Genomic DNA, 22,580 nt, shown 5'->3' with positions numbered 1-22,580 from the left:
TGAAGGATGTGATGATGGTAAATCAGCCAATCATCATGGGCGTTTTGAATATTACACCGGACTCCTTTTCTGATGGAGGCTTGTTCTTAGATTCAGTTAGTGCAGTTACTCAGGCCCAATTAATGGTTGAAGAAGGCGCAGGAATTATTGACATTGGTGGTGAGTCAACGAGACCAGGTGCGCCTGCAGTTTCTCCTGAAGATGAATTAAAGCGGGTTATGCCTGTAATTGAAGCTTTGAGCGGCAGTATAGATGTGCCAATATCAATTGATACCTCTAAACCTATTGTTATGAAGGAGGCCTTTTCTGCAGGAGCAAGCATCATTAATGATGTTAATGCATTGAGAGCAGATGGCGCTCTCGAGATGGCAGCTGAGTTGCGAGCTGATGTCTGTCTAATGCATATGCAAGGCACTCCTAGGACTATGCAAGCCAACCCATCGTATGACAATGTTGTCGATGATGTTAAAAAATTCTTTCACGAGCGAATCGCGGCATGTGAAAACGCAGGAATTCAGCTAGGTTCTATCACCATTGATCCAGGGTTTGGCTTTGGTAAGAACTTAGGTCATAATATAGCCTTACTAAAGAATCTTTCTGAGTTCCATGATTTTGGAGTTTCAATTCTAGCTGGACTCTCAAGGAAGTCAATGATTGGAGCCTTATTAGGAGATAAAGATGTTGACTCGCGACTCATTGGAAGCGTCACTGCTGCGCTAATTGCAGCTGAGAATGGTGCAGATATTATTAGAGTTCATGATGTTTCAGAGACAAAGGATGCGCTCACAGTATGGGAACAAATACAAAATTTTAGGGAGTAGTTTTGAATAATTTTTTTGGTACTGATGGAATTAGAGGAGAGGTTGGAGTAGCCCCTATAACTGCAGATTTTTTGTTAAAAGTTGGCTGGGCTGTAGGCTCGGTTTTGCGTGAAACTGAAGGCGGTACTGCAAGTGTAATTATTGGAAAAGATACAAGGGTTTCAGGATATTTATTTGAATCTGCGCTTGAAGCTGGCTTTTTATCAGCTGGAGTCAATGTGGGCATGCTTGGACCTATGCCTTCTCCAGCAATTGCATACCTGACTCAGGCATTTGGAGCGTCTGCAGGCGTTGTCATAAGTGCATCACATAATCCATACCAAGATAATGGCGTCAAATTCTTCTCAAGTAAAGGCGTAAAGTTTAGTGACAAAGTGCAAAAAGCAATAGAAGAGAAAATTTCGAAACCCATGGTTAGTGTAGATTCTGCATCAATTGGAAAAGCAAAGAGATATGGACAAGCACTAGGTAGATATATTGAGTTTTGTAAATCAACATTTGATAAAGAATGTGATCTATCAAATTTAAAAATTATAATTGATTGTGCCAACGGCGCAACTTATCATATTGCCGAAGATGTTTTTAAAGAATTAGGCGCCTCAACCATAATGATTAATAACAATCCTGATGGTTATAACATTAATCGAAACTGTGGAGCAACAGATACAAATCAGCTCCAACAAGAAGTTTTAAAACAAAATGCCGATCTTGGAATTGCTTTTGATGGCGATGGTGATAGGTTAATAATGGTTGATCATTTAGGCGAGAAAGTTGATGGTGATGAACTTGTTTATATCATTGCAAATGCCTGGAAAAACAATGGCCAACTTAAATCCGATACAGTTGTTGGGACAAAGATGACTAATCTAGGTATGAGAAAAGCTCTGGGAGAGCTTGAACTTACTTTTATTGAGGCAGATGTTGGTGACAGGCATGTCATGGACAAGTTAATAAATAATGATGCTATTCTTGGTGGTGAGGGCTCTGGGCATATTATTTGTTTAAATAAGTCAACTTCGGGTGATGCAATAATAGCAGCTTTACAGATATTAGAGGTTGTTTCCAAGTCACAAAAAAACCTTTATGATCTTAAGAGTAAGATGACAAAGTATCCTCAAGTTCTTATAAATATCAAAACTGAAACTGATATAAATGTAAAAAATAATTCTAATCTAGTTGATGCAATAAACCTGACTGAATCTAAGTTATCAGATAAGGGGCGAATTCTAATCAGAAAATCAGGGACAGAGGCTTTAGTTCGAGTGATGGTTGAGTGCAATGATTTAGAGCTAGCAACTGAATCTGCAAATTACTTAGCAGACGTAATTAAATCTATGTAATTACTTTGTAATTACAATTATTTTCTTCTATTAACTCCTTCTTAAATTAATGATCTTTTCACCCTTAGAGTTATTAATGATTGCCATAATATTTACTTGGATTGGGTTTGTTAGGACTGGTCTTGGTTTTGGAGGCGCTGTTCTAGGCCTCCCAATTTTAATGCTCATTGGAGGCTCTCCAATAGATTGGCTGCCAATAATTGGGATTCATTTATTATTTTTTTCTAGCATCACTCTTTCAAATTCCTTAAGACAGGTTGACTGGCAATATCTGAAGAAATCTCTACCATGGATACTTCCAGCAAAAATTATTGGTGTGATAGGTCTTTTAAGTCTTCCACCAAATGTAATGACTTTAATTGTGTATTTAATTACAATTCTATATTCATTAACTTGGATAAATAATAGCCAAATAATCTCTAAAAAGACTTGGGTAAATAATTTACTTTTATTTTTTGGTGGTTATTTATCAGGCACTTCCTTAATGGGAGGAGTCCTTCTAGTTGCAGTTTATATGAACCATATAGATTTGAAGAAACTAAGAAATACCTTGTTTGTTTTATGGTTTTTTCTAGTTTCAATAAAGATGGTGGCCTTCATGGCTGTTGGCGTATATATAGATTGGCGGTTTTCTTTAATGCTAATTCCAGTAGCTGCTCTAGGTCATTTTATTGGACTTAGAATGCATGAAAGAATGATTAAAAGTGATGCAAAATTTAAGCGCTGGATGGGTGGTGTGCTTATAATAGTTTGTATGGTTGGACTGCTGAAAGTTATAGTCCTTTAATCAATTTTTTTTGGATTACTTTCCTAGTTTAGTTAATGGTATTTCAGTGGTGCTTTTAATTTCTTCGATTGCAAAATTTGAAGTAACTTTAAGAAATTGAACTTTTTCAATTAAATTTTTATAGAAAGCGTCATAACTCTCAATGTCGCTTACCACAACTTTAAGAAGATAATCTGTCTCACCACTCATACGATAGCACTCAATAACTTCAGGAATATCTTGAATGGTTTTGGAGAAAATACTAATTCTTTCTTGATTGTGATTGTTGACTTTGATAGAAACCATTGCAGTTACGTTGGCGCCAACTCTTTTTCGATCTACCAGTGAGACTGTTTTATTAATGTAACCATTATTTTTTAATTGATTAATTCTTTTCCAGCATGGAGTGGTTGATAAGTGAACTTCCTTTGAAAGCTCCTGAATGGTTAGTTCTGCATTATGCTGGAGAAGTTCTAGTAATTTGATGTCAATAGTATCCATAATTTTATCTGTTATTCATATTATTTAAAATAATATACTATATTTATAATTATATTTATAATAATATTCTTTTTTGTATATTAATTCTTAAGAATATAGAATATTTTACTATAATACCCATCATATTTTAAAGAAATAGTTTAATGTACCAATATAGCACCGAAGACAGTAAATTTCTAGTTGAGCGAGTTGATCAATTTGAGAAACAATTAAAGCGCCATTTAGCTGGCGACTTGGATGATGCTAAGTTTAGAAGTCTTAGGCTTAGGAATGGACTTTATATGGAGCTTCATGCTCATATGCTTAGAGTCGCTATACCATATGGCACTCTTAGTTCTGAGCAGCTTTGGTCTCTTGCCAATGTGGCAGACAAATACGATAGAGGTTTTGGACACTTCACAACCCGACAAAATATTCAATTCAATTGGATAGAGCTTCCTGAAATTGCTAATTTACTTCGTGAGCTTTCAGATGCTGGCCTTCATGCAATCCAAACAAGTGGAAAAGCTACAAGGAATATAACGGCTGACCCCTTATCTGGCTTAACAGAGGGTGAAATTGAGGACGCAAGACCTTACTGTGAATTAATACGACGCTGGTTTAATCTTCATCCAGAGTTTTCATGGCTACCTGGGAAATTTAAAATTGCTATAAATGGAGCAAAACTAGATGAAACTGCATTAAGAATTCATGATCTTGGTTTAAGGCTCGTTAGAAATAGCAAAGACCAATTGGGCTTTAGTGTTTTTGTTGGTGGCGGGCTTGGAGCGGCGGCTATGATTGCAGCAGAGACTGCATCATTTATTGAGGTTGAAGATATTCTTAGTTATCTTGAATCTACCATGAGAATTTACAATTTAAAAGGTCGCCGTGATCATCAAAAAAAGTTGCGAATCAAGTTTTTAGTTCGTGAGCTTGGAGCGGAGGAGTTTTCTCGGTTAGTTGATGAAGACTGGCAGCAAACTAGAAATGATTCAAAGTTAAAATTAAATCTAGTTGAATTAGAGCAACTAAAAAAAGACTTTGCTTTGCCAATTAGGCCGATAGGTTTAGACGGCTTTAAAGAAAAAGTTGATTTTAATTATAGTATTTGGAAGAAAAATAATGTTCGTAGGCATAAAGTTGATGGTTTCAGTATTGTTAATATATCGCTTACAAAGTTAGGTGCAGCTCCTGGTGATGCAACCTCTGAGCAGATGAGGCAGCTTGCAGACTTAGCTGAGAGGTACAGCTCAGGTGAACTTAGAACGACTAAAAGGCAAACAATCGTTTTTCCTTATGTCAGAAAAGATCAGGTTTATAACTTATGGCGGTCTCTTGAAAAATATGGTTTAGCTAGTCCGCATCAAGGCACCCTAGCCCAGATAGTAGCATGCCCTGGCAGAGACTATTGTGATTTAGCTAAGGCTGTTTCTATCCCGATAGCTACTAGAGTGCAGGAGCGTTTTAATGATATGAAAAAGCTACTCGACATTGGCGATTTAAATATTAATATCTCTGGATGTGAAAACTCCTGTGCCCATCACCATATAGCGGATATAGGCTTATTGGGTATGCAAAAAAATGGTGAAGAGTATTATCAAATAACTTTAGCAGGAGAGACGCTGCATGAAACTGTTATTGGAAAGAAACTAGGACCATCAGTAAGTGGTGAAAATATTGTTGATGCTGTAGAAACTATTGTTAATGTATTCCTAAAACATCGATCAAATCAGGAGAGATTTACTGATGTCTTTAAAAGAATAGGTATTGCTCCATTTAAGGAGAAGGTATATGGGTGAAGCTTGTCAAATAGAGAGCATACTAAACAAAGATTATGAAAGTGTTGACCTTGTTTCTTTTCAAGAATGGATTGAAAATATTGAGAAGTTATCAAAACTCTCTGTAGGGGTTATTATTGCGCCTTCAGACGATGTTTTTTTAATCAAAGATTACCTTGATTCTTTAGAGTTAATAGTTCTTGATTTTAATAATTTTGATGATGGTAGAGGCTATTCTCAGGCTTATTTATTAAGAAAGAGATGGCAATTTTTAGGTGAAGTTATTGGTATTAATGCCCACCTAGATCAATTGCAATTTATGATTAGATCTGGAGTTACAAGTTATGTATTGCTTGACTCTTATATAGGATTGAATGAAGAAGATTACGCCAATGGGTTTAGTATTTGTTATCAAGAGGCTGCAAACAATTCAGGGCTTCAGCAAAAATACTAGATTAATAGTATAATTTACCCAAATTTTATATACAAAAAAGCTATGCAATTAATAAGCCAAAGAGGGAATGTATGTCGACATTGATAACTGAAAGAGTGACTCATGTCCATCACTGGAATGACACATTATTTAGCTTTCGTACTACTCGTGACCCAGGCTATCGTTTTAAGAATGGCCACTTTACAATGATTGGTCTTCCTTCTGATGGTAAGCCATTGATGCGCGCCTATAGTATTGCTAGTGCTAACTATGAGAATGAACTTGAGTTCTATAGTATTAAAGTACAAGATGGCGCTCTTACCTCCAAGCTGCAAAACCTTGCTGTAGGCGATGAAGTTCTAGTGGGCAAGAAGTCCACAGGAACCTTAATTCCAGACAATATGCTTCCTGGACGCTACCTTTACTTACTTTGTACTGGAACAGGTTTGGCGCCATTTATGAGCATCATTAAAGATCCAGAAATCTATGACCAATTCGACAGGGTTATCTTGGCTCATGGTGTGCGTGAAGTTTCTGAGCTGGCCTACTCTGATTACATTGAAAATGTTTTGCCAAATGATGAATATATTGGGGAAATAGTAAGGGAGAAACTGGTTTACTATCCTACAGTAACCCGTGAGCCCTTTAAAAATAATGGCCGCCTAACTACCCTGATGAGTTGTGGTAAGTTGTTTTTAGATTTGAAGCAGCCTCAGCCCAATTTAGTAGACGATCGATTTATGATTTGTGGAAGCCCTAGCATGCTTAAGGAGTTAGTAGATATGCTTGAATCTAAGGGCTTTATTGAGGCTCGTAATGTGGAGCCAGGCCACTTCGTTATTGAGCGTGCTTTTGTTGAATCTTGAGTCCACGCTCTATTAGGCCTAATATGAATGACAGTCTTTAAGTAAAAACTTTACCTTTCAAGTTCTGTTAAGAAAGCAAAAAATATATACTGCGTAAGTCTTTGAAGTTTCCTTTTTTCAAGCGTAACTTTCATAGTCAGTAAAGACTATAAACTATATTTAGTTTAAAATTACCAGCCATATGAACGAGAATTTTTTAATCAATATTGGCTTAGGATATACTGCTAAGATCAAAGGGAGCTCGTTAGTTGATCAAATAGATGCTATCTTGCCTCAAACCCAATGTACACAGTGTGATTTTGAAGGTTGCAGGCCATACGCTGAGGCAATAGCAAATGGTGATGCTGAAATTAACCAATGTCCTCCAGGAGGACAGGAAGGGATTGATGCTTTAGCCGAGCTTCTAGGTGTTGAAGCTCTTCTTTTAAATGAAGCACATGGTGAAACAAAGCCAAAGCAAATTGCCTTGGTTGATGAAAAAGTCTGCATTGGATGCACCTTGTGTATTAAAGCCTGTCCAGTGGATGCTTTTATAGGCTCATCAAAAGTTATGACGCAAGTTGTTGCTGAAGAGTGTACTGGCTGTGATTTATGCCTACCAGTTTGCCCAGTAGATTGTATTGATATGATTGATATTAAGCCAAATTTTGAAATTCCTTTTGTTAATTATTATCAATTCTATAATGAGCTGTATAAAAAACAAAACCAAGAGAGTGACCAAAGAGAAAAGGCTAGAAGGAGATTTGAGTTCCGTGAAGTGCGTTTAGAAAGAAACAAACAGGAAAGGTCTGATCTACTGGAGGCAAGGATGATTGCTCTGAAGGAGAAAATGGCAAAAGACAAGATTCAGAAAGAAAAAATTGAGGCAGCAATGAGTCGAGTTAATGCCTTAAAGGTAGACAATGAAGCTAAGTGATTTTGATTTTGACCTACCAAAGTCTTTAATTGCTCAATACCCTAGTTCAAGTAGGACTGATTCAAGGTTACTAGTGCTAAGAGATATAATTGATGACTCTACTTTTTCTCAATTGGGTAATTTTCTCAAACCAAATGACTTACTAGTTCTTAATGATACAAAAGTTATAGCGGCTCGATTATTTGGACATAAAGATTCTGGAGGTAAGGTTGAAGTTCTAGTTGAGAGATTGATTAATGATCACGAAGCGTTAGTAATGATTAAGTCAAGTAGATCTCCAAAAATTGGTACTTATTTAGTCCTTGAAAATAAAAGCCGCATCAAGATATGTGATAAAAACGATGGTATTTATAAGGTTAACTTTGAGTCAGATTCTATTCTAAATGTACTTAATGAAATTGGGCATATCCCTTTGCCACCATATATTAATAGAGAGGACTCTAAAGAAGACCAGAGCAGGTATCAGACAGTATATGCTAAAAATGATGGTGCAGTTGCAGCTCCTACTGCAGGACTTCATTTTGATGAGATGTTGTTATCTAGCCTTGAACATCAAGGTATCAATCATACATTTTTAACTTTACATGTTGGGGCAGGAACTTTTCAGCCTGTTAAAGTTGAGGATATTGAGAGTCATAAAATGCACAGTGAGTATTATGAAATTTCTACTGAAACAATAGATAAGATAGAGCAAGCAAAGGCGCTTGGTGGGAGAATAATTGCGGTTGGCACCACAGCTGTAAGAGCCTTAGAGTCAGCTTCAGTTAATGGAAGCCTAAAGTACCAAAAGGGAGATACAGATATTTTTATTTACCCAGGATTTAAGTTTCAAATAGTAGATGCTATGATTACAAATTTTCATTTACCAAAATCTTCACTCTTAATGTTAGTGAGTGCTTTTATAGGTTTTGAGGAAATGTTTGAGACTTATAGCCATGCTATTAAAGAAAAATATCGTTTTTTTAGCTATGGCGACGCAATGCTTTTGGAGAAAAAATCAGAGTGATTTAATAGAGAGATGCTTTGAAAGCAAAAAAATTAAGAAAGCTAAAATTGGTAACAGTAGAAAGCCGGTTTTAATTGAAGTTGCTTCAGCAATAAGGCCTACAAATAATGGGCCAAGTAGCATACCTCCATATCCAAGCGTCGCAATACTGGCAATTGCAGTGCCCTGAGATATTTCTTTGTCTTTACCAGCACGAGAAAATGCTAGAGGAATGATAACAGCAATGCCTAGCCCTATTAGGCCAAAGCCAATCATTAATGGTACGAGTGTCTTAAATGTTAGTACAATTAAAGAGCCTACTAAAGCAAATAATCCAGAATAACGTGCTGTTTTAGAGGCGCCAAACTTTAAAGCAATTTTGTCACCCATAAGTCTCATTGCAAACATACAAACAGAAAAAACAGTAAATCCTATAGCCGCACTGCCATTCGAAAGATCTGCAACACTTCTAAGGAAAATAGCACTCCAATCTGCAACCATACCCTCTCCTAATGAGGCAAAAAAAGTAATAAGAGCGACAGGAAGCAAGGCTCCCTTTGGAATAGAGATAAATGGATCTTTACTGTCTTTTTCTTTCTTTTCAGAGTTGAAAGGGATAGTTACAACAGTAAGCATAACCAAGAAAATTATAATTGAAGTAATTGTAAAATGCACTGGCATTCCAATTTTATAGTAAGCAGTCAATACTCCTGAACCTGCACCAAGGCCAGCTCCCAAGCTCCACATTGCATGAAAAGACGACATTAATGGATGATTATTTTTACGCTCAACTTCCGCAGCCCAGGCGTTCATGGCTACATCATCACCCCCATGGATTGCTCCAAAGAAAATGATCGCTGCTACAAGCATCCATATTGAGTTTGCAAAAGCTATAAAGATAAGCGTAAGAGGTATTAATAGGCAAGTGGTTCTCTTTGTTACAGTTGATGCCCCATAACGATCTGCAGCTCTCCCAAAAACTGAAAATGCTACAATAGCTGATAAACCTAGAAGAAATATTAATAAACCTAAAGCAGCGGGCGATAAGTTATGAAAATCTGAAATTTCTGGAATTCGAGATGCCCATGTTCCAAATACAACACCGTTAATAGCAAAAATTACTGAAACTGCAAACCTACTATTTCTAATCACTTTCATTTAATTGACTGAAAGAAAAGACATTATATTTTTAGAGAGCTTCAAGCAAAGTTTGTCCCATTAATGCTGGGGTGGGTGCAACACTTACTCCGGCATTTTCTAGTGCTTGAATTTTACTTTTAGCATCCCCAGACCCACCACTTATTACTGCGCCTGCATGACCCATTCTTTTTCCTTTGGGAGCGGTAAGTCCAGCAATATATGATATAACAGGTTTAGAAATATTTGACTTAATATACTCCGCAGCCTCTTCTTCAGCATTCCCACCAATCTCACCGACCATAACAATTGAATGCGTGTCATCATCTTTTTCAAACAATTTAAGGCAGTCAATAAAATTCATTCCTTGAACAGGATCACCACCAATACCAATACAAGTGCTTTGACCAAGTCCTGCTAGAGTAGTTTGGTGAACTGCTTCATAGGTTAACGTTCCTGAACGAGAGACAATTCCAACTGAACCACTCTTGTGGATATTACCCGGCATAATGCCAAGTTTACATTCATCTGGAGTTATTACCCCTGGGCAGTTTGGTCCAATTAATGTTGATTTACTGCCTGCGATAATGGCTTTAATTTTAATCATATCTTGGACAGGAATGCCTTCAGTTATGCATGCAATTACGGGCATCTCAGCTTCAATCGCTTCGACTATAGAGGCAAATGCAAACCTTGGCGGCACATAAATCATTGTGGCATTAGCTCCTGTTTCAGCCATAGCTTGTGCAACAGAATTGAAGACTGGTTTTTCCAAGTGGGTTTGTCCACCTTTGCCAGGCGTTACGCCACCGACAAATTTTGTTCCATATGCAATGGATTGTTCAGAATGAAACGTACCTTGCTTGCCAGTAAAACCTTGACAGATTACTTTGGTTTCTTTGTTAATTAGGACACTCATTTGGCCATCTCCACAGCTTGTTTAGCAGCCTTAGTTAAGTCAGCCTCAGTAATGATATTAAAGTTACTTTTATTAAGAATTTGAAGGCCTTCTTGTGCATTTGTTCCTTCGAGTCTTACAATAATTGGAAGCGTTAATCCTACTTTCTCTATTGCTTGTAAAATACCATTTGCAATAAGATCACAGCGCACTATACCACCAAAAATATTTACTAAAATAGATTTAACATTTTCTTCACTTTGAATTATTTCAAAAGCTATTGCTACTCTATCGGCAGTTGTGCCTCCGCCTACATCTAAAAAGTTAGCTGGTGATCCACCATGATATTCTATCAAATCCATTGTCGCCATTGCTAATCCAGCACCATTTACCATACAGCCCACAGAGCCATCTAGAGAGATATAATTTAATTGATGTTCGCTAGCACTTCTTTCTTTTTCATCTTCTTGTGCAATATCTCTTAGATTAGCAATTGATTGATTTCTATAGAGAGCATTATCATCAAAATCAATTTTACCATCAAGAGCCATGATTTCATTTTGACCAGTAATAATAAGTGGGTTTATTTCAATAAGGTTGGCATCATGCTCAGTAAAAATAGCATAAAGTCCAAGAAGTGTCGAAGCAAACTCATCGTGAAGTGATAAATCTAGCCCAAGTTTTTTAGCAACATTGACACATTCTTCGACTGATAATTTACCTAGAGGATTAATTTTTTGTTTAATAATTTTATCAGGCGTTTCTGAGGCAACTTTTTCGATATCCATTCCACCTTCTGTTGAAGCGAGAATTGTGATATTTTCTGTAGCACGATCAACAAGAAGTCCCAAGTACAACTCTTTAGAAATATCTTGACCAGCCTCAATAATGACTTCATTAATAGGTTGACCATTTGCATCAGTCTGCGGAGTAATTAAATTAGTACCTATTAATTTTTTACTGGCATCAACTGCATCCTGCACTTTACTGCATACAATAACACCTCCACCTTTTCCCCTGCCTCCAGCATGAACTTGAGCTTTAACAACCCAAATTGAGCCGCCAAGTTTCTCACAAGCAGATTGAGTTTCATTACTATTTGAAACAACAATAAATTCAGGAACTTTAATATTATGTTTCTTAAATAAGCCTTTTGCCTGGTGTTCATGTATATGCATATAATTAAAACATTAGGGTTAAAATATGTGGAAGGGTATTTTAACATTCTTCGTTTGTTGTCTTTATTTCAAATTTTTAAATTATGAATATATTTCTTTTATAACTTATTAAAATATTCATTTATAAATTTATGCCTTTTCCCTTAAAACTTTAGGATTAAAAAAAATATGAATTACAATACTAGCCAGTTTAAAAACGGTTTGAAATTGATTCTCGATGGTAATCCATGTTCAATTGTCAATAATGAAATTGTAAAGCCTGGAAAAGGACAGGCCTTTAATCGAGTTAAATTTAAAGATCTTATTACAGGTAAAACTCTTGAGAAGACATATAAATCAGGTGAGTCACTTGAGGGCGCCGATGTTATGGAGTTAGAAATGCAGTACCTTTATAGTGATGGTGAAAAATGGCATTTTATGGAGCCTGAATCATTTGAGCAATATGACTTGAGTGAAGAGTCAATGGGAAGTGCTGTAGACTATTTAGTGGAGCAAGATATTTGTACTGTGACCTTGTGGAATAATAATCCAATTACAGTCGTTCCTCCAATTCAAGTTATATTAGAAGTGATCGATACAGACCCTGGCCTTAAAGGAGATACAGCTGGAACTGGTGGTAAACCAGCAACCTTAAATACCGGTGTGGTCGTTCAGGTTCCTTTGTTTGTTGGTATTGGAGATAAGGTCAAAGTTGATACTAGAACAAATGAGTATTCAGGTCGCGCCTAATATAGGCTGACATGTCCAAAGTAAAAAAAAATCTAGTTCATTATCAAGATTTAATCATAAAAATTAGGGAATTTTTTTATTCTCGTAAGGTCACTGAAGTAAAAACTCCTTCCCTTTTGTTCTATCCTTCAACCGATGTCTATATTGATAGCATTGAAATGAAAGTTAATCGTGATATCTCTAGGCCAACTGATCTATATTTACATACATCTCCTGAGTTAGAAATGAAGCGACTTTTATCCAAAGGAAGCGGAGATATATTTCAAATTTGCCAAGTATATAGAGATAATGAATATGGGAGTAATAACTCTAACGAATTTACAATGCTGGAGTTCTACCGTATTGATTTCGATATGCATTCTTTGGTTGACGAAATTATAGATTTACTAAAAATGCTTGGGAAGACTGATGCTGCAATTAAAATATCATACGCACAAGCTTTTTTTGAGTATGGCAATATTGATATATTAAATGCTGATCTGGAAGACCTAAAGAAAATTGCAAATTCATTAGGTTTAAATTCAGATTATGACTGGATTGAGGATCTTCAAACCCTTCTTTTTGTGCATCTCATTGAGCCAAAGATAAGTCAAATCCCTATTTGCTTTATTTATGATTACCCTAAAGAGCAGTCAGCACTTGCAAAAATTGATGGCCCTATCGCCCATCGCTTTGAATTGTATATAAATGGTATTGAAATTGCTAATGGTTATGAAGAAATACAATCTGCTGATGAATATCGAGATCGATTCAATAACGAGTTATATAAAAGAAAAATGATTGAAAAGAAAAAGTTATTAGTTGATGAGGAGTTTTTGAGAGATATAAAAGTTGGCCTTCCACATTGTTCTGGCGTAGCTATTGGAATTGAAAGATTATTTTCTTCAATAAGTTTATAATTATTGTATCGACTAGCAATGGTAATTGATAAAAAACTTTGGAAAATTTAGATAAACCTTTCTGGAAAAATAAAACTTTATCTCAGATGAGTTCTAAGGAGTGGGAGTCGCTCTGTGATGGCTGTGGAAGATGCTGCTTACATAAGCTGGAAGATGAGGATTCTGGAAAGATCTACTTTACAGATGTCGCCTGTCATTATTTAGATGAAGAGGAGTGCTCTTGTCCACACTACGACAACCGTCAGAAATATGTTCCAGACTGCTTAAGTATTAAGCCAGATTGGGGAAAAAAGTTTAATTGGCTTCCAAGTACATGTGCATATCGACTTCTATACGAAGGGAAAGAGTTACCTATGTGGCACCCACTAATAAGTGGGGATAAGAATAGTGTTCATTTGGCAGGTATTTCTGTAAGAGGAAGAACGTATAGAGATAATGAAGTTTCAAAAGATCTTTTATTTGAACATATTATAAATTGGGTGGACTAAATGAAAAAATTAACCGTATTAATGCTCAGTGTATTTTTATTTTCTAATGTATTTGCAAATGAATGGCCACATCAAAATATTTCTAATGCAGAATTTGCGACAGAGATTGTAGACAGAGAGCCCTTTAATATTGTTGGAGAGCTTGACAATTCTTTGGGTAAAATCTATTTTTTTACAAACATTCGTAATCTTCAAGGTACAAGTGTTAAGCATCGCTGGATATATAATAATAAAGTGATGGCCGATGTTATTTTTGATATTAAAGGCCCTCGTTGGAGGGTTTGGTCATCAAAAAATCTTTGGCATACCTGGACAGGAAAATGGATAGTCGAAGTCGTTACTTCTGAAAATGAAGTGCTTTATAAAAAAGAATTTAACTACATAGAAAAATAATGAATAAAGTCGTATTAGCATACTCGGGTGGATTAGATACTAGCATTATTGCTAAATGGTTACAGGAAACATATGATTGTGAAGTAGTAACCTTTACAGCAGATATTGGTCAGGGTGAAGAAGTTGAACCAGCTCGTCTTAAAGCTAAAGCCATGGGGATAAAGGAAATTTATATCGAAGATTTACGTGAAGAGTTTGCACGTGATTTTGTTTTTCCAATGTTTCGAGCAAATGCTATTTATGAAGGGGAGTATCTTTTAGGCACGTCTATTGCACGACCTTTAATCTCTAAGCGGCTGGTTGAAATTGCCAAAGAAGTTGGTGCAGATGCAATCTCTCATGGAGCAACAGGAAAAGGCAATGATCAAGTAAGGTTTGAACTAAGTGCATATGCTATGAATGCAGAAATTAAAATTATTGCACCTTGGCGTGAATGGGATCTATCTTCACGTGAGAGCTTAATGAAATATGCTGAAGAGCATAATATTGAAGTAGACTATAAAAAGCAATCAAAGAAATCACCATACTCAATGGATGCTAACTTACTTCATATTTCTTATGAGGGTGACTTGCTTGAGGATCCATGGCAGGAAGCAGAGGATGAAATGTGGCGCTGGACAGTCTCCCCTGAAGAGGCTCCAGATCGCGCTGAATATATTGAGTTAACTTATGAAAAAGGCGACATCATTGCTATAAATGGTGAATCAATGTCGCCAGCTCAAGTCATGGAAGAACTCAACAAACTAGGTGGTGCGCATGGGATTGGTAGGCTTGATATTGTAGAGAATCGTTTTGTTGGCATGAAATCTCGTGGATGTTATGAAACACCCGCTGGTACGATTATGTTAAGAGCTCATCGTGCTATCGAATCACTTACTTTAGACAGAGAAGCTGCACACCTTAAAGATGAGTTAATGCCAAAGTACGCCAAGCTTATTTATAATGGTTTTTGGTTTGCACCAGAGCGTGAAATGCTGCAAGCAGCAATTGATGCCTCGCAAGAAACTGTTAGTGGGATAGTAAGACTGAAACTTTATAAAGGTAATACTTCAGTAGTTGGCCGTAAATCAGATAATAGCTTATTTAGTGAAAAAATTGCAACCTTTGAAGATGACGGTGGTGCATATGATCAGAAAGATGCTGAGGGCTTTATCAAACTTAATGCGCTTCGATTGAGATTAAAGTCACTCCAATAGTGATAAAAATTGGCATCCTGTCAGATACTCACGGAGCAATCCATCCAGAAGTAATAGATCTCATGAATGATTGTGACTTTGTCATTCATGCAGGGGATATCATAGATGAAAGTTCTTTGTCTGCATTAAACCCAAAGCAAAAAATGATTGCCGTAAAGGGTAACAATGATCAGCATATATCTTCTTTTGGTGAGGTTGAGTTAGTAGAGTTTCCTGGAGGCAGCATAGCAATAGAGCATGGCCATTTACATGGACATGTTCAGCCAAGTCATGATTCTTTGAGGGCTACTTACCCAGATTCAAAGGTCATCATATACGGACATACTCACAAACAAGTTATTGATAAACAGCAAACACCTTGGGTTATAAATCCAGGTTCTGCTGGAAAAATTCGAAATTATGGGGCTGCAAGATGTCTAACGCTGACTATTGAAAGTCAAAAAGAATGGAATATTGAGCAATATATCTATGACGATATTTTTTCTTAATCTAACTTTCCACCCTCAATGATTTCATCAGCGGTTGCTTCACGAATTGATAAAATCTCCACATAAAAAATAATATCTTTGCCTGCAAGAGGGTGATTACCATCAATTGTGAGTTTTCCGTCTTCGATACTTGAAACTATGAAATCTTTAGTGCCACCTTTATCATTTTGCATAGTAACGGATGCTCCAATAAATCTATATTCCACTGGAACATTATTGATATCATCTGTAAAAATTAGTTCATCAGCCTTTTTTCCAAAGGCATCTTCTGCTTTCAGCAAAATCTCTACTTCATCACCAACACATTTGCCTTCAAGCTCTTTGGTTACCTGATTGAATAATAATGAATTATCTCCTTGAACATACCCTAATGGCTCTTCGACCTGTTCTATAACTTCACCATTAGATTGATCTATGATTCTATAAGTTAGTTCAACAAATTTGTTTATGGAGATTGTTTCGCTCATATTTGTAATAGTGTAATAGATTGAGTATTCAGATTCGAATTCAATAATTTAAAGAAGTATTAAAAAATAGTTGCACCAAATATTTTGACTTCAGAGTCCTGAATACCTAGAACAAGTCGACCTAAAAATTCTCCAGGAACTTCATCACTAGTTTGCTTATATAGAATTGAAACATGATCGCCTCTTCTAAGGCAGCCTAAGAACTCTCTTTCAACAGATAAGCTTGATAACATTTTATTTTTTGTCCACTGCTTACCCATTTCAATCTCATTTGCACCCATCAACATTTCTTTTGAAAAGTGTTTAATAAAGCCCAGGTAATCTCGTTTATTCGATGATGTAACTAACTCATCCATCAAAGGATCTGCAATTTCAAGTATTTCTTCATTAGTTTTCTCAAGAAGATTCATTTAGTTCACCTTGTAGTTTTTAAGTTTGGATTGTATGATAATCTAATAGCATTATTATTGGGGCCACAAATTGAGACCCCACTTCAAGATACTTTAAATCTGATTAATCAACTATATGATAAAGTGGCGCTTTTTCCATAGTCCATTTAGCAGTTTTTGGATCACGTCTAGAAACAGTTAGGCAATGCCAATTCTCATCATCTAATTTCATGTGATCGCCTCTATAGTAATAACCTGGCCAGCGCGTTTCTTCACGAAATAACGTATGCTGTGCAACACATTCTGAAGTAATTGTGCGATGTCTTAATTCCCATCCACGCATAAGCTGATGAAGATCTTCAGCACCTATATGCTCTAGATCTTCTTGCAATATTTCTAAGAGCTCAATACATTTTGTAAGTAGGTTTCCATTCGTCATATAGTTAACACCAATACCACCACAATATTCATCCATAATTTTCTCAAGACGTTGGAGTCCTTGAATAGGCAATATATAACTTGGCGATACTGTACCAGCAGTAATTTCATTACGACCCACTGTATAGTTTTCTAATGGTTTATAAATAATCTCTTTCAGATCATCACACTGTTTGTTGCTAACTTGAATCTTGTCATCACCCATATCTTGAATATATTTAACGGCTGCTTTTGCAGCTATTCTGCCTTCAGTAAACGAGCCTGAGGAAAATTTATGGGCAGTTCCTCCAACAGTATCACCAGCACCAAAGAGGCCTTCAACAGTTAGCATTCGGTTGTATCCCCAGAAATACTCAGGCGGGGAAATATCTTCAGGTCCACTGACCCATGCACCAGAACAAGTAGCATGAGAGCCCATTACGTAAGGTTCAGATGTAGTTAGTTCAGGATTAGTATATTTAGGATCAATATTTTGAGAAGCCCAAACAACTGCTTGACCTACAGTCATTCCTAGGAAGTTTTCCCATCCAATGACTTCTAGATGCGGATCTTGAAAAGCTTCCATGGTGACCATGTGAATTGGTCCTCTACCAGCTTTAACTTCTTCTATAAACGCATGATTTCGTAAACATGTAGGCGTCGGAGTATGATCAATATATTCACCAACCATAGCTTTAGTGTGTTCATACCACTTAGATTCGTACTCTTCACCGTAAGTATTTTGAGTATATGTTTTGAGGTGGAGAAAATATGCACCAACTGGCCCATAACCATCTTTAAATCGGGTTAACACAATACGGTTTTCCATCTGCGTCATCTTAGCGCCTACCTGAATTGGAAGCGCATAGGCTGAACCACTACTCCATGGAGCATACCAAGTCCTTCCCATTCCTTCACCTACTGAACGAGGCTTAAAGATATGAGAGGCACCACCTGCTCCTACAATTACTGCTTTGGCACGGAAAACATGATAATCACCAGTACGGCAATTAAAGCCAACTGCTCCACCAACTCTATTTTCCTTAGCCTCATCCATTAAAAGATGCGTAATCATAATTCGGTTATAAATTTTGTCTACTGACTTGCGTGCCGCTTCTGCAACGATAGGTTTGTAGCTTTCACCGTGAATCATTATTTGCCATTTACCTTCGCGCTGGTAACGACCAGTCTCCTCATTTCTCATAATGGGTAGGCCCCATTCTTCAAATTTGTGAACGGCAGAGTCAACATGTCGAGCCATATCAAAAGCAAGGTCCTCACGAACTAATCCCATCAAGTCATTACGTGCATACCGAACATGGTCTTCGGGTTGGTTTTCATCCCACTGCATTCCCATATAGCAGTTGATCGCATAAAGGCCTTGAGCTACTGCACCACTTCGATCAATGTTTGCTTTTTCGGCACATATAATTCTCATATCACGGCCCCAATATCTAGCCTCATAAGAAGCACCAGTTCCAGCCATACCACCACCAACAACTAATATATCGCAGTCTTCCCAAACAGTTTTTCTCTTAGCCATTAGTAGTAAACTCCCTCTTTTAGCTTATCTTTATTTATTACGGGTAATCCAGTTTCAATGTTAAGAGCATCTGGCTCAAAACATAAAAGTTGTGAATCAAGTGCTGCTTGATCAGGAACTTCTAAGTCCGCAAGTTTTGGAATTTTTTCACCCCATGGTTGCGTAGTAATTGGAGAAACAAAGTTTTTCTCACGACCATCTCTAAATTTAATTTTCCAAGAGATAGTTCCTTTTTCTTCTTCACGAAGAACTCTTACGCTATGGCCCATTGGAGCAAAGTCAGCATAACCTCTTACATCAATTGCATTTTGAGGGCATGCTTTAACACACGAGTAACACTCCCAGCAAAAGTTTGGCTCAATATTGACCGCACGTCGAATAGTCTTGTCGATGTGCATAATGTCAGATGGACAGATATCTACACAGTGTCCACAGCCATCGCATCTAGTCATGTATACAAAAGTTGGCATAATATTTTCTCCGAAAATTAGTTATTATTAGTAATGTCTTGGAGCTTCGCGCTCAATTCCAAGGCCAAATTTCTTTGGCATATCAGCAGGTTCTGGAAGGTTCTCTCTTGAACCGTCAGCTTTAGTAACTCGTTTTTGAAAAGCTGCAGCAGGCTTATAAAACATGTGGGCAAATTTTGACCATAAGACACCACCAAATAGAACAGTGCTAGCCCCAATGAATAGGCCAAAAAATAGAGTTTGCCAGATATTAATTCCATTGGACTGCATGTAAGACCATAGGAGCGCAAAAGTAGACATAGCTAAGAGCGATAGAACAAATAAGTCTGCCCTAATTACTCTGTACCACTTATTACCTTCAGCCGCAACATCAACTCTTATAAAGAACCAAAACCAATAACCACCAACACAAAGCATAGCTGCACCTAAATGCCATGCTAATGGCCAAATTGAAGGAGTCATTGTGTTAGGAGTTGAGTAAGAAAAAATCATTACAACTGTCGCAACGACAAAAATGATAAATCCATACATTGTCAGAAGGTGAGCCAATCTTCTTCTAGTGCTGCAAAATTCTGACGAGGTTAAGATTTCATTGGTTGCAGTTTTAAAAGCAATAGAAACTTTTTCTCCAGAGCCTACGTTTCTGGTTGCAGATTTTTTTGCTTTAACTGAGTTGTTGAAGAAATACTTAGCACTCTTTTTATGAACCACATCAAAAAGCGTGGCACCTATAACAAGAACAAACATTGCAATTACATAAGTTTGCATTACAAAAGATGGAATAAATGATGAAATTTCAGAAAATGGGTTAATAGATATCATATTATATTTTTCCTTTTTGTTGTTGTATTATGGAGGCCCTTATCCATAATAAATTCACTATATTTCCGAGCATGAGATTGTAGAATATTTGCGCATTTGTAATTCAATTTTTATAGAACCAGAAAACTCATAACTAATAGACCAGGATTGTTGATTAAATTTAATTTCATCTTCATCTATTTCGCAGAATGCCCTTTAAGCTCAACTTTTACTTTGTCACTTTCTTTAATTTTAGAATAGTACTTACGAAGAATTTCAACAACTTCAGGTCTTGAAAAATTATCAGGAACTTCTAGGTTTTCACTAAGAAGATGTCTTAATTTAGAGCCTGAAAGCATTAGTCTGTCTTCCTGATCATGTGGGCAAGTTTTCATGCTTGACATTCCAGCACATTTTTCACACCAAAATGTCCAATCAATCTTTAAGGGCTTAGTAGCCAGACCATTGTCAATTTCATCAAAAATATTGTGAGCATCAAATGGTCCATAATAATCTCCAACACCCGCATGATCGCGTCCTACTATAAGATGAGAGCACCCATAATTCTGTCTGAATAGCGCATGAAGTAATGCCTCCCTTGGACCAGCGTATCTCATGTCCAATGGGTATCCAGATTGGAGAACAGTGTTATCTACAAAGTAATTTTCAATTAATGCTGAAATAGATTTGGACCGAACATCAGCAGGAATGTCGCCTGGCTTTAGTTCTCCTAAAGTTGAATGAATCATTACTCCATCGCATATCTCTATAGCAATTTTAGCTAAATACTCATGCGAGCGATGCATAGGGTTGCGAGTTTGAAATGCAGCTATAGTAGACCATTCTTTTTTTACAAAGTATGCGCGTGTTTCAGAAGGTGTCATGTAAAGGTCACCATATTGATTTGGAAATCCTCCATCTGATAAAACTTTTACAGCTCCAGCAAGATTGTATTTACCTTGGGCCATAACTAAGGCAACACCAGGATGTTTTATGTCGCTAGTCTTGAATACTTCGTTGCACTCTAGCTCTTTGTCAATTAAGTATTTTTCAGAAATAAGCATTGTAGCGATAACTGCATTATTTTTTTCGTACACAATAGCAACTTCTTGACCAACTTTTAAATCTTCATTATCAGTAGAAAGTGTTATTGGGATAGGCCAAAAAGTTCCATTGTCCAATGCCATATTTTTACACACACTTAGCCAGTCAGCTTTTCCCATGAAACCTTCAAGAGGAGTAAAACCACCAATACCAAGCATGATCAAATCACCAAACTCTCTTGATGAACAAAACAATTTATCCATTGAATCTGTTTTTTTCAGCTCTGAATTTAATGCATCTCCTCCTAAAGCGAGGATTTTGAGTTCATTACTTGCGTGGGGCGGTACTAATTGAGACATAAATTAATTATTTTTTTAAATAGTTTTAATAGATTTTTAGAACTCATATATATGAGTTATCAATATGTTATTATAGGTTTAATTGTTTAAATATGTCAATTAAAACTTGACCTACTTGGCAATCATTTGTTAGTATAAAAAGTATACATGAATTAATATATATCTTTTATTTTTTTCTGTTTAATTACACACTTCAATCGCTTTTTAAATTATTAAAATTATGCCAATGATTCGTTCTGCATTAACAATATCGCTACCAATTCTATTTGGTTTTGTACCTTTAGGGATTGCCTTTGGTCTTCTGTTCCAGGAGCTCGGTTACCCATGGTATTTCGCATCCTTGATGGCCATCTTTGTGTATGCTGGAGCTGCTCAGTTTATGGCAATTGGGTTTCTCTCTTCTGGAATAGGTTTATTAGAAATTGCAATTTCAACATTTTTCTTAAACTCAAGGCATATGTTCTATGGCCTAGCTTTTCTTGAAAGTTTTGGTAATTGGAATCTTAGAAAGTTATATTTAATATTTGGTCTAACGGATGAGACTTATGCGCTGATGACCACAATCAAGGTTCCTAAAAATTTTACTAAGGAGCGTTATTATTTCTTCATAACGCTATTTGCCCAATTATATTGGGTTCTGGGATGTACTATTGGCGCCTTAACAGCAAATGCTTTGTCATTCAATACGAATGGAATGGAATTTGCAGCGACTGCTTTGTTTGTGGTGTTACTTATTGAGCAGTGGGTTAAGGTGAAGAAGTTGCTGCCGTTTGTCATCGCATTCATCGCATCTGCTATTGCTTTATTATTTTTTATAAAACATATGCTTTTGGTTGCCATTATTCTTTCAATCGCATCAATAGTTTTATTGCGGTTAATCAAAATACAGCCCAATGAATGAAATAAATTATCTTCTAGCTGCTATGCTTGTGATGACAGTAGCAACTTATATTACAAGGCTGACGCCATTTTTACTTTTTAGTAAAGGTCAAGAGAGCTCTTTGTTTAATTACATTTCTAAAAGCACACCGCCAATGGTGATGACAATACTTGTAATTTACATGCTAAAGGATGTTGAGTACTTAACATTTGAAATTGTCTATACATTTATTGCATTGCTAGTAACTGCTGGACTTCATATTTATAAAAGAAATGCTCTATTAAGTATTGTTAGTGGAACGATTGTTTATATGATCTTTGTTCAAACTTAGTACAACTTAATATTATTAAATATTACCTGAGATCTTTGAGTACATATGAATTACTATATAATCTGACACCCATTAATAAACGACT

26 protein-coding genes are annotated in these 22,580 nt (G+C 36.5%); 16 read left to right on the top strand and 10 right to left on the bottom strand.

The features are described from left to right. Positions 1-11: 11 nt before the first annotated feature. Genes folP through ABXT44_RS07740 form a run of 3 tightly spaced genes read left to right on the top strand, consistent with a single transcriptional unit; the run spans position 12 to position 2,948 of the window. Positions 12-821: a dihydropteroate synthase gene (gene folP / locus ABXT44_RS07750; protein ID WP_416686685.1), complete on the top strand. Its 810-nt coding sequence runs from the start codon at positions 12-14 to the stop codon at positions 819-821. A 2-nt stretch (positions 822-823) separates the two neighbouring features. Continuing rightward, on the top strand, positions 824-2,161 hold the full coding sequence (gene glmM, locus ABXT44_RS07745; RefSeq protein WP_416686683.1) for a phosphoglucosamine mutase: 1,338 nt from the start codon (positions 824-826) through the stop codon (positions 2,159-2,161). A 49-nt stretch (positions 2,162-2,210) separates the two neighbouring features. Next, complete coding sequence (locus ABXT44_RS07740) at positions 2,211-2,948, top strand: sulfite exporter TauE/SafE family protein (protein ID WP_416686681.1); 738 nt, start codon at positions 2,211-2,213, stop codon at positions 2,946-2,948. A 15-nt stretch (positions 2,949-2,963) separates the two neighbouring features. Here ABXT44_RS07740 and ABXT44_RS07735 read toward each other — a convergent pair whose 3' ends face one another. Beyond that, on the bottom strand, positions 2,964-3,428 hold the full coding sequence (locus ABXT44_RS07735) for an Lrp/AsnC family transcriptional regulator (RefSeq protein ID WP_416686679.1): 465 nt from the start codon (positions 3,426-3,428) through the stop codon (positions 2,964-2,966). Positions 3,429-3,571: 143 nt separating this feature from the next. On the opposite strand from ABXT44_RS07735, the gene ABXT44_RS07730 reads away from it, so the two are divergent. The 5 genes from ABXT44_RS07730 (at position 3,572) to queA (ending at position 8,409) form a co-directional block, all read left to right on the top strand. Continuing rightward, entirely contained in the window at positions 3,572-5,209 is a 1,638-nt protein-coding gene (locus tag ABXT44_RS07730; protein WP_416686677.1) for a nitrite/sulfite reductase, read from the top strand. Next, positions 5,202-5,642: a DUF934 domain-containing protein gene (locus tag ABXT44_RS07725; RefSeq protein WP_416651673.1), complete on the top strand. Its 441-nt coding sequence runs from the start codon at positions 5,202-5,204 to the stop codon at positions 5,640-5,642. Before ABXT44_RS07730 ends, ABXT44_RS07725 begins: the two co-directional genes overlap by 8 nt. A 71-nt stretch (positions 5,643-5,713) precedes the next feature. Continuing rightward, positions 5,714-6,487, top strand: a complete 774-nt coding sequence (locus ABXT44_RS07720; RefSeq protein ID WP_416651671.1) for a ferredoxin--NADP reductase — start codon at positions 5,714-5,716, stop codon at positions 6,485-6,487. Positions 6,488-6,668: 181 nt separating this feature from the next. After that, complete coding sequence (locus ABXT44_RS07715) at positions 6,669-7,403, top strand: RnfABCDGE type electron transport complex subunit B (RefSeq protein WP_416651670.1); 735 nt, start codon at positions 6,669-6,671, stop codon at positions 7,401-7,403. Then, positions 7,390-8,409, top strand: a complete 1,020-nt coding sequence (gene queA / locus ABXT44_RS07710) for a tRNA preQ1(34) S-adenosylmethionine ribosyltransferase-isomerase QueA (RefSeq protein ID WP_416651669.1) — start codon at positions 7,390-7,392, stop codon at positions 8,407-8,409. Before ABXT44_RS07715 ends, queA begins: the two co-directional genes overlap by 14 nt. On the opposite strand, the gene ABXT44_RS07705 is transcribed toward queA, so the two are convergent. Genes ABXT44_RS07705 through sucC form a run of 3 tightly spaced genes read right to left on the bottom strand, consistent with a single transcriptional unit; the run spans position 8,401 to position 11,601 of the window. After that, positions 8,401-9,546 carry an MFS transporter gene (locus tag ABXT44_RS07705; protein ID WP_416686675.1) on the bottom strand — a complete coding sequence of 382 codons (1,146 nt, stop codon included), beginning with the start codon at positions 9,544-9,546 and terminating at the stop codon, positions 8,401-8,403. The two genes, queA and ABXT44_RS07705, sit on opposite strands and share 9 nt — an antisense overlap. Before the next feature lie 31 nt (positions 9,547-9,577). Further along, positions 9,578-10,444, bottom strand: a complete 867-nt coding sequence (sucD, locus tag ABXT44_RS07700; RefSeq protein WP_416651666.1) for a succinate--CoA ligase subunit alpha — start codon at positions 10,442-10,444, stop codon at positions 9,578-9,580. Continuing rightward, positions 10,441-11,601, bottom strand: coding sequence for an ADP-forming succinate--CoA ligase subunit beta (gene sucC, locus ABXT44_RS07695; protein WP_416686673.1), 1,161 nt, complete (start codon positions 11,599-11,601; stop codon positions 10,441-10,443). The genes sucD and sucC overlap by 4 nt, the downstream gene beginning before the upstream one ends. A gap of 168 nt (positions 11,602-11,769) precedes the next feature. On the opposite strand from sucC, the gene efp reads away from it, so the two are divergent. From efp to ABXT44_RS07665, 6 genes are read left to right on the top strand one after another with little or no spacing between them, the layout of a single operon-like run. Then, positions 11,770-12,330: an elongation factor P gene (efp, locus tag ABXT44_RS07690; RefSeq protein WP_416686671.1), complete on the top strand. Its 561-nt coding sequence runs from the start codon at positions 11,770-11,772 to the stop codon at positions 12,328-12,330. 11 nt (positions 12,331-12,341) lie between these two features. After that, complete coding sequence (gene epmA, locus ABXT44_RS07685) at positions 12,342-13,229, top strand: EF-P lysine aminoacylase EpmA (protein WP_416686669.1); 888 nt, start codon at positions 12,342-12,344, stop codon at positions 13,227-13,229. Between the two features lie 38 nt (positions 13,230-13,267). Further along, on the top strand, positions 13,268-13,717 hold the full coding sequence (locus ABXT44_RS07680) for a YcgN family cysteine cluster protein (RefSeq protein WP_271537564.1): 450 nt from the start codon (positions 13,268-13,270) through the stop codon (positions 13,715-13,717). Beyond that, positions 13,718-14,110, top strand: a complete 393-nt coding sequence (locus ABXT44_RS07675) for a DUF2914 domain-containing protein (protein WP_416651662.1) — start codon at positions 13,718-13,720, stop codon at positions 14,108-14,110. After that, positions 14,110-15,306, top strand: coding sequence for an argininosuccinate synthase (locus ABXT44_RS07670; protein WP_416686668.1), 1,197 nt, complete (start codon positions 14,110-14,112; stop codon positions 15,304-15,306). The genes ABXT44_RS07675 and ABXT44_RS07670 overlap by 1 nt, the downstream gene beginning before the upstream one ends. Beyond that, complete coding sequence (locus ABXT44_RS07665; protein WP_416686666.1) at positions 15,306-15,794, top strand: metallophosphoesterase family protein; 489 nt, start codon at positions 15,306-15,308, stop codon at positions 15,792-15,794. The genes ABXT44_RS07670 and ABXT44_RS07665 overlap by 1 nt, the downstream gene beginning before the upstream one ends. Here the strand turns inward: ABXT44_RS07665 and ABXT44_RS07660 are convergent. The 6 genes from ABXT44_RS07660 to sat all read right to left on the bottom strand — a co-directional run bounded on the left by ABXT44_RS07660 (position 15,791) and on the right by sat (position 21,284). Beyond that, on the bottom strand, positions 15,791-16,261 hold the full coding sequence (locus ABXT44_RS07660; protein ID WP_416686664.1) for an FKBP-type peptidyl-prolyl cis-trans isomerase: 471 nt from the start codon (positions 16,259-16,261) through the stop codon (positions 15,791-15,793). The genes ABXT44_RS07665 and ABXT44_RS07660 overlap by 4 nt on opposite strands. Before the next feature lie 59 nt (positions 16,262-16,320). Beyond that, on the bottom strand, positions 16,321-16,671 hold the full coding sequence (locus ABXT44_RS07655; RefSeq protein WP_416686662.1) for a hypothetical protein: 351 nt from the start codon (positions 16,669-16,671) through the stop codon (positions 16,321-16,323). Positions 16,672-16,774: 103 nt separating this feature from the next. Next, positions 16,775-18,610, bottom strand: coding sequence for an adenylyl-sulfate reductase subunit alpha (aprA, locus tag ABXT44_RS07650; protein ID WP_416686661.1), 1,836 nt, complete (start codon positions 18,608-18,610; stop codon positions 16,775-16,777). Continuing rightward, a complete protein-coding gene (aprB, locus tag ABXT44_RS07645; protein WP_416651654.1) occupies positions 18,610-19,080 on the bottom strand; it encodes an adenylyl-sulfate reductase subunit beta in 471 nt (156 codons plus the stop codon). The genes aprA and aprB overlap by 1 nt, the downstream gene beginning before the upstream one ends. A 27-nt stretch (positions 19,081-19,107) precedes the next feature. Then, on the bottom strand, positions 19,108-19,902 hold the full coding sequence (locus ABXT44_RS07640) for an adenylyl-sulfate reductase (RefSeq protein ID WP_416686660.1): 795 nt from the start codon (positions 19,900-19,902) through the stop codon (positions 19,108-19,110). 176 nt (positions 19,903-20,078) lie between these two features. Beyond that, positions 20,079-21,284: a sulfate adenylyltransferase gene (sat, locus tag ABXT44_RS07635; protein WP_416651651.1), complete on the bottom strand. Its 1,206-nt coding sequence runs from the start codon at positions 21,282-21,284 to the stop codon at positions 20,079-20,081. Positions 21,285-21,504: 220 nt separating this feature from the next. Between sat and ABXT44_RS07630 the strand changes: the two genes are divergently transcribed. Both ABXT44_RS07630 and ABXT44_RS07625 read left to right on the top strand, forming a co-directional pair. After that, complete coding sequence (locus ABXT44_RS07630; RefSeq protein WP_416686658.1) at positions 21,505-22,185, top strand: AzlC family ABC transporter permease; 681 nt, start codon at positions 21,505-21,507, stop codon at positions 22,183-22,185. Next, a complete protein-coding gene (locus ABXT44_RS07625) occupies positions 22,178-22,495 on the top strand; it encodes a branched-chain amino acid transporter permease (RefSeq protein ID WP_416686656.1) in 318 nt (105 codons plus the stop codon). The genes ABXT44_RS07630 and ABXT44_RS07625 overlap by 8 nt, the downstream gene beginning before the upstream one ends. Positions 22,496-22,580 lie beyond the last annotated feature (85 nt).

Origin of the sequence: Candidatus Pseudothioglobus sp. Uisw_041 (genome assembly GCF_048087625.1) — a bacterium.
GTDB lineage: Bacteria > Pseudomonadota > Gammaproteobacteria > PS1 > Pseudothioglobaceae > Pseudothioglobus.
Note: the sequence above shows the minus strand (reverse complement) of the source record. Positions and strands in the feature narration are given on the sequence as shown.

Bases quoted from the DNA above. Each gene is read 5' to 3' on its own strand.
- folP (WP_416686685.1), top strand. From the start codon at position 12: ATGATGGTAAATCAGCCAATCATCATGGGCGTTTTGAATATTACACCG.
- ABXT44_RS07740 (WP_416686681.1), top strand. From the start codon at position 2,211: ATGATCTTTTCACCCTTAGAGTTATTAATGATTGCCATAATATTTACT.
- ABXT44_RS07735 (WP_416686679.1), bottom strand. From the start codon at position 3,428: ATGGATACTATTGACATCAAATTACTAGAACTTCTCCAGCATAATGCA.
- ABXT44_RS07730 (WP_416686677.1), top strand. From the start codon at position 3,572: ATGTACCAATATAGCACCGAAGACAGTAAATTTCTAGTTGAGCGAGTT.
- ABXT44_RS07725 (WP_416651673.1), top strand. From the start codon at position 5,202: ATGGGTGAAGCTTGTCAAATAGAGAGCATACTAAACAAAGATTATGAA.
- ABXT44_RS07720 (WP_416651671.1), top strand. From the start codon at position 5,714: ATGTCGACATTGATAACTGAAAGAGTGACTCATGTCCATCACTGGAAT.
- ABXT44_RS07715 (WP_416651670.1), top strand. From the start codon at position 6,669: ATGAACGAGAATTTTTTAATCAATATTGGCTTAGGATATACTGCTAAG.
- queA (WP_416651669.1), top strand. From the start codon at position 7,390: ATGAAGCTAAGTGATTTTGATTTTGACCTACCAAAGTCTTTAATTGCT.
- ABXT44_RS07705 (WP_416686675.1), bottom strand. From the start codon at position 9,546: ATGAAAGTGATTAGAAATAGTAGGTTTGCAGTTTCAGTAATTTTTGCT.
- sucD (WP_416651666.1), bottom strand. From the start codon at position 10,444: ATGAGTGTCCTAATTAACAAAGAAACCAAAGTAATCTGTCAAGGTTTT.
- sucC (WP_416686673.1), bottom strand. From the start codon at position 11,601: ATGCATATACATGAACACCAGGCAAAAGGCTTATTTAAGAAACATAAT.
- efp (WP_416686671.1), top strand. From the start codon at position 11,770: ATGAATTACAATACTAGCCAGTTTAAAAACGGTTTGAAATTGATTCTC.
- epmA (WP_416686669.1), top strand. From the start codon at position 12,342: ATGTCCAAAGTAAAAAAAAATCTAGTTCATTATCAAGATTTAATCATA.
- ABXT44_RS07675 (WP_416651662.1), top strand. From the start codon at position 13,718: ATGAAAAAATTAACCGTATTAATGCTCAGTGTATTTTTATTTTCTAAT.
- ABXT44_RS07670 (WP_416686668.1), top strand. From the start codon at position 14,110: ATGAATAAAGTCGTATTAGCATACTCGGGTGGATTAGATACTAGCATT.
- ABXT44_RS07660 (WP_416686664.1), bottom strand. From the start codon at position 16,261: ATGAGCGAAACAATCTCCATAAACAAATTTGTTGAACTAACTTATAGA.
- ABXT44_RS07655 (WP_416686662.1), bottom strand. From the start codon at position 16,671: ATGAATCTTCTTGAGAAAACTAATGAAGAAATACTTGAAATTGCAGAT.
- aprA (WP_416686661.1), bottom strand. From the start codon at position 18,610: ATGGCTAAGAGAAAAACTGTTTGGGAAGACTGCGATATATTAGTTGTT.
- aprB (WP_416651654.1), bottom strand. From the start codon at position 19,080: ATGCCAACTTTTGTATACATGACTAGATGCGATGGCTGTGGACACTGT.
- ABXT44_RS07640 (WP_416686660.1), bottom strand. From the start codon at position 19,902: ATGATATCTATTAACCCATTTTCTGAAATTTCATCATTTATTCCATCT.
- sat (WP_416651651.1), bottom strand. From the start codon at position 21,284: ATGTCTCAATTAGTACCGCCCCACGCAAGTAATGAACTCAAAATCCTC.
- ABXT44_RS07630 (WP_416686658.1), top strand. From the start codon at position 21,505: ATGCCAATGATTCGTTCTGCATTAACAATATCGCTACCAATTCTATTT.
- ABXT44_RS07625 (WP_416686656.1), top strand. From the start codon at position 22,178: ATGAATGAAATAAATTATCTTCTAGCTGCTATGCTTGTGATGACAGTA.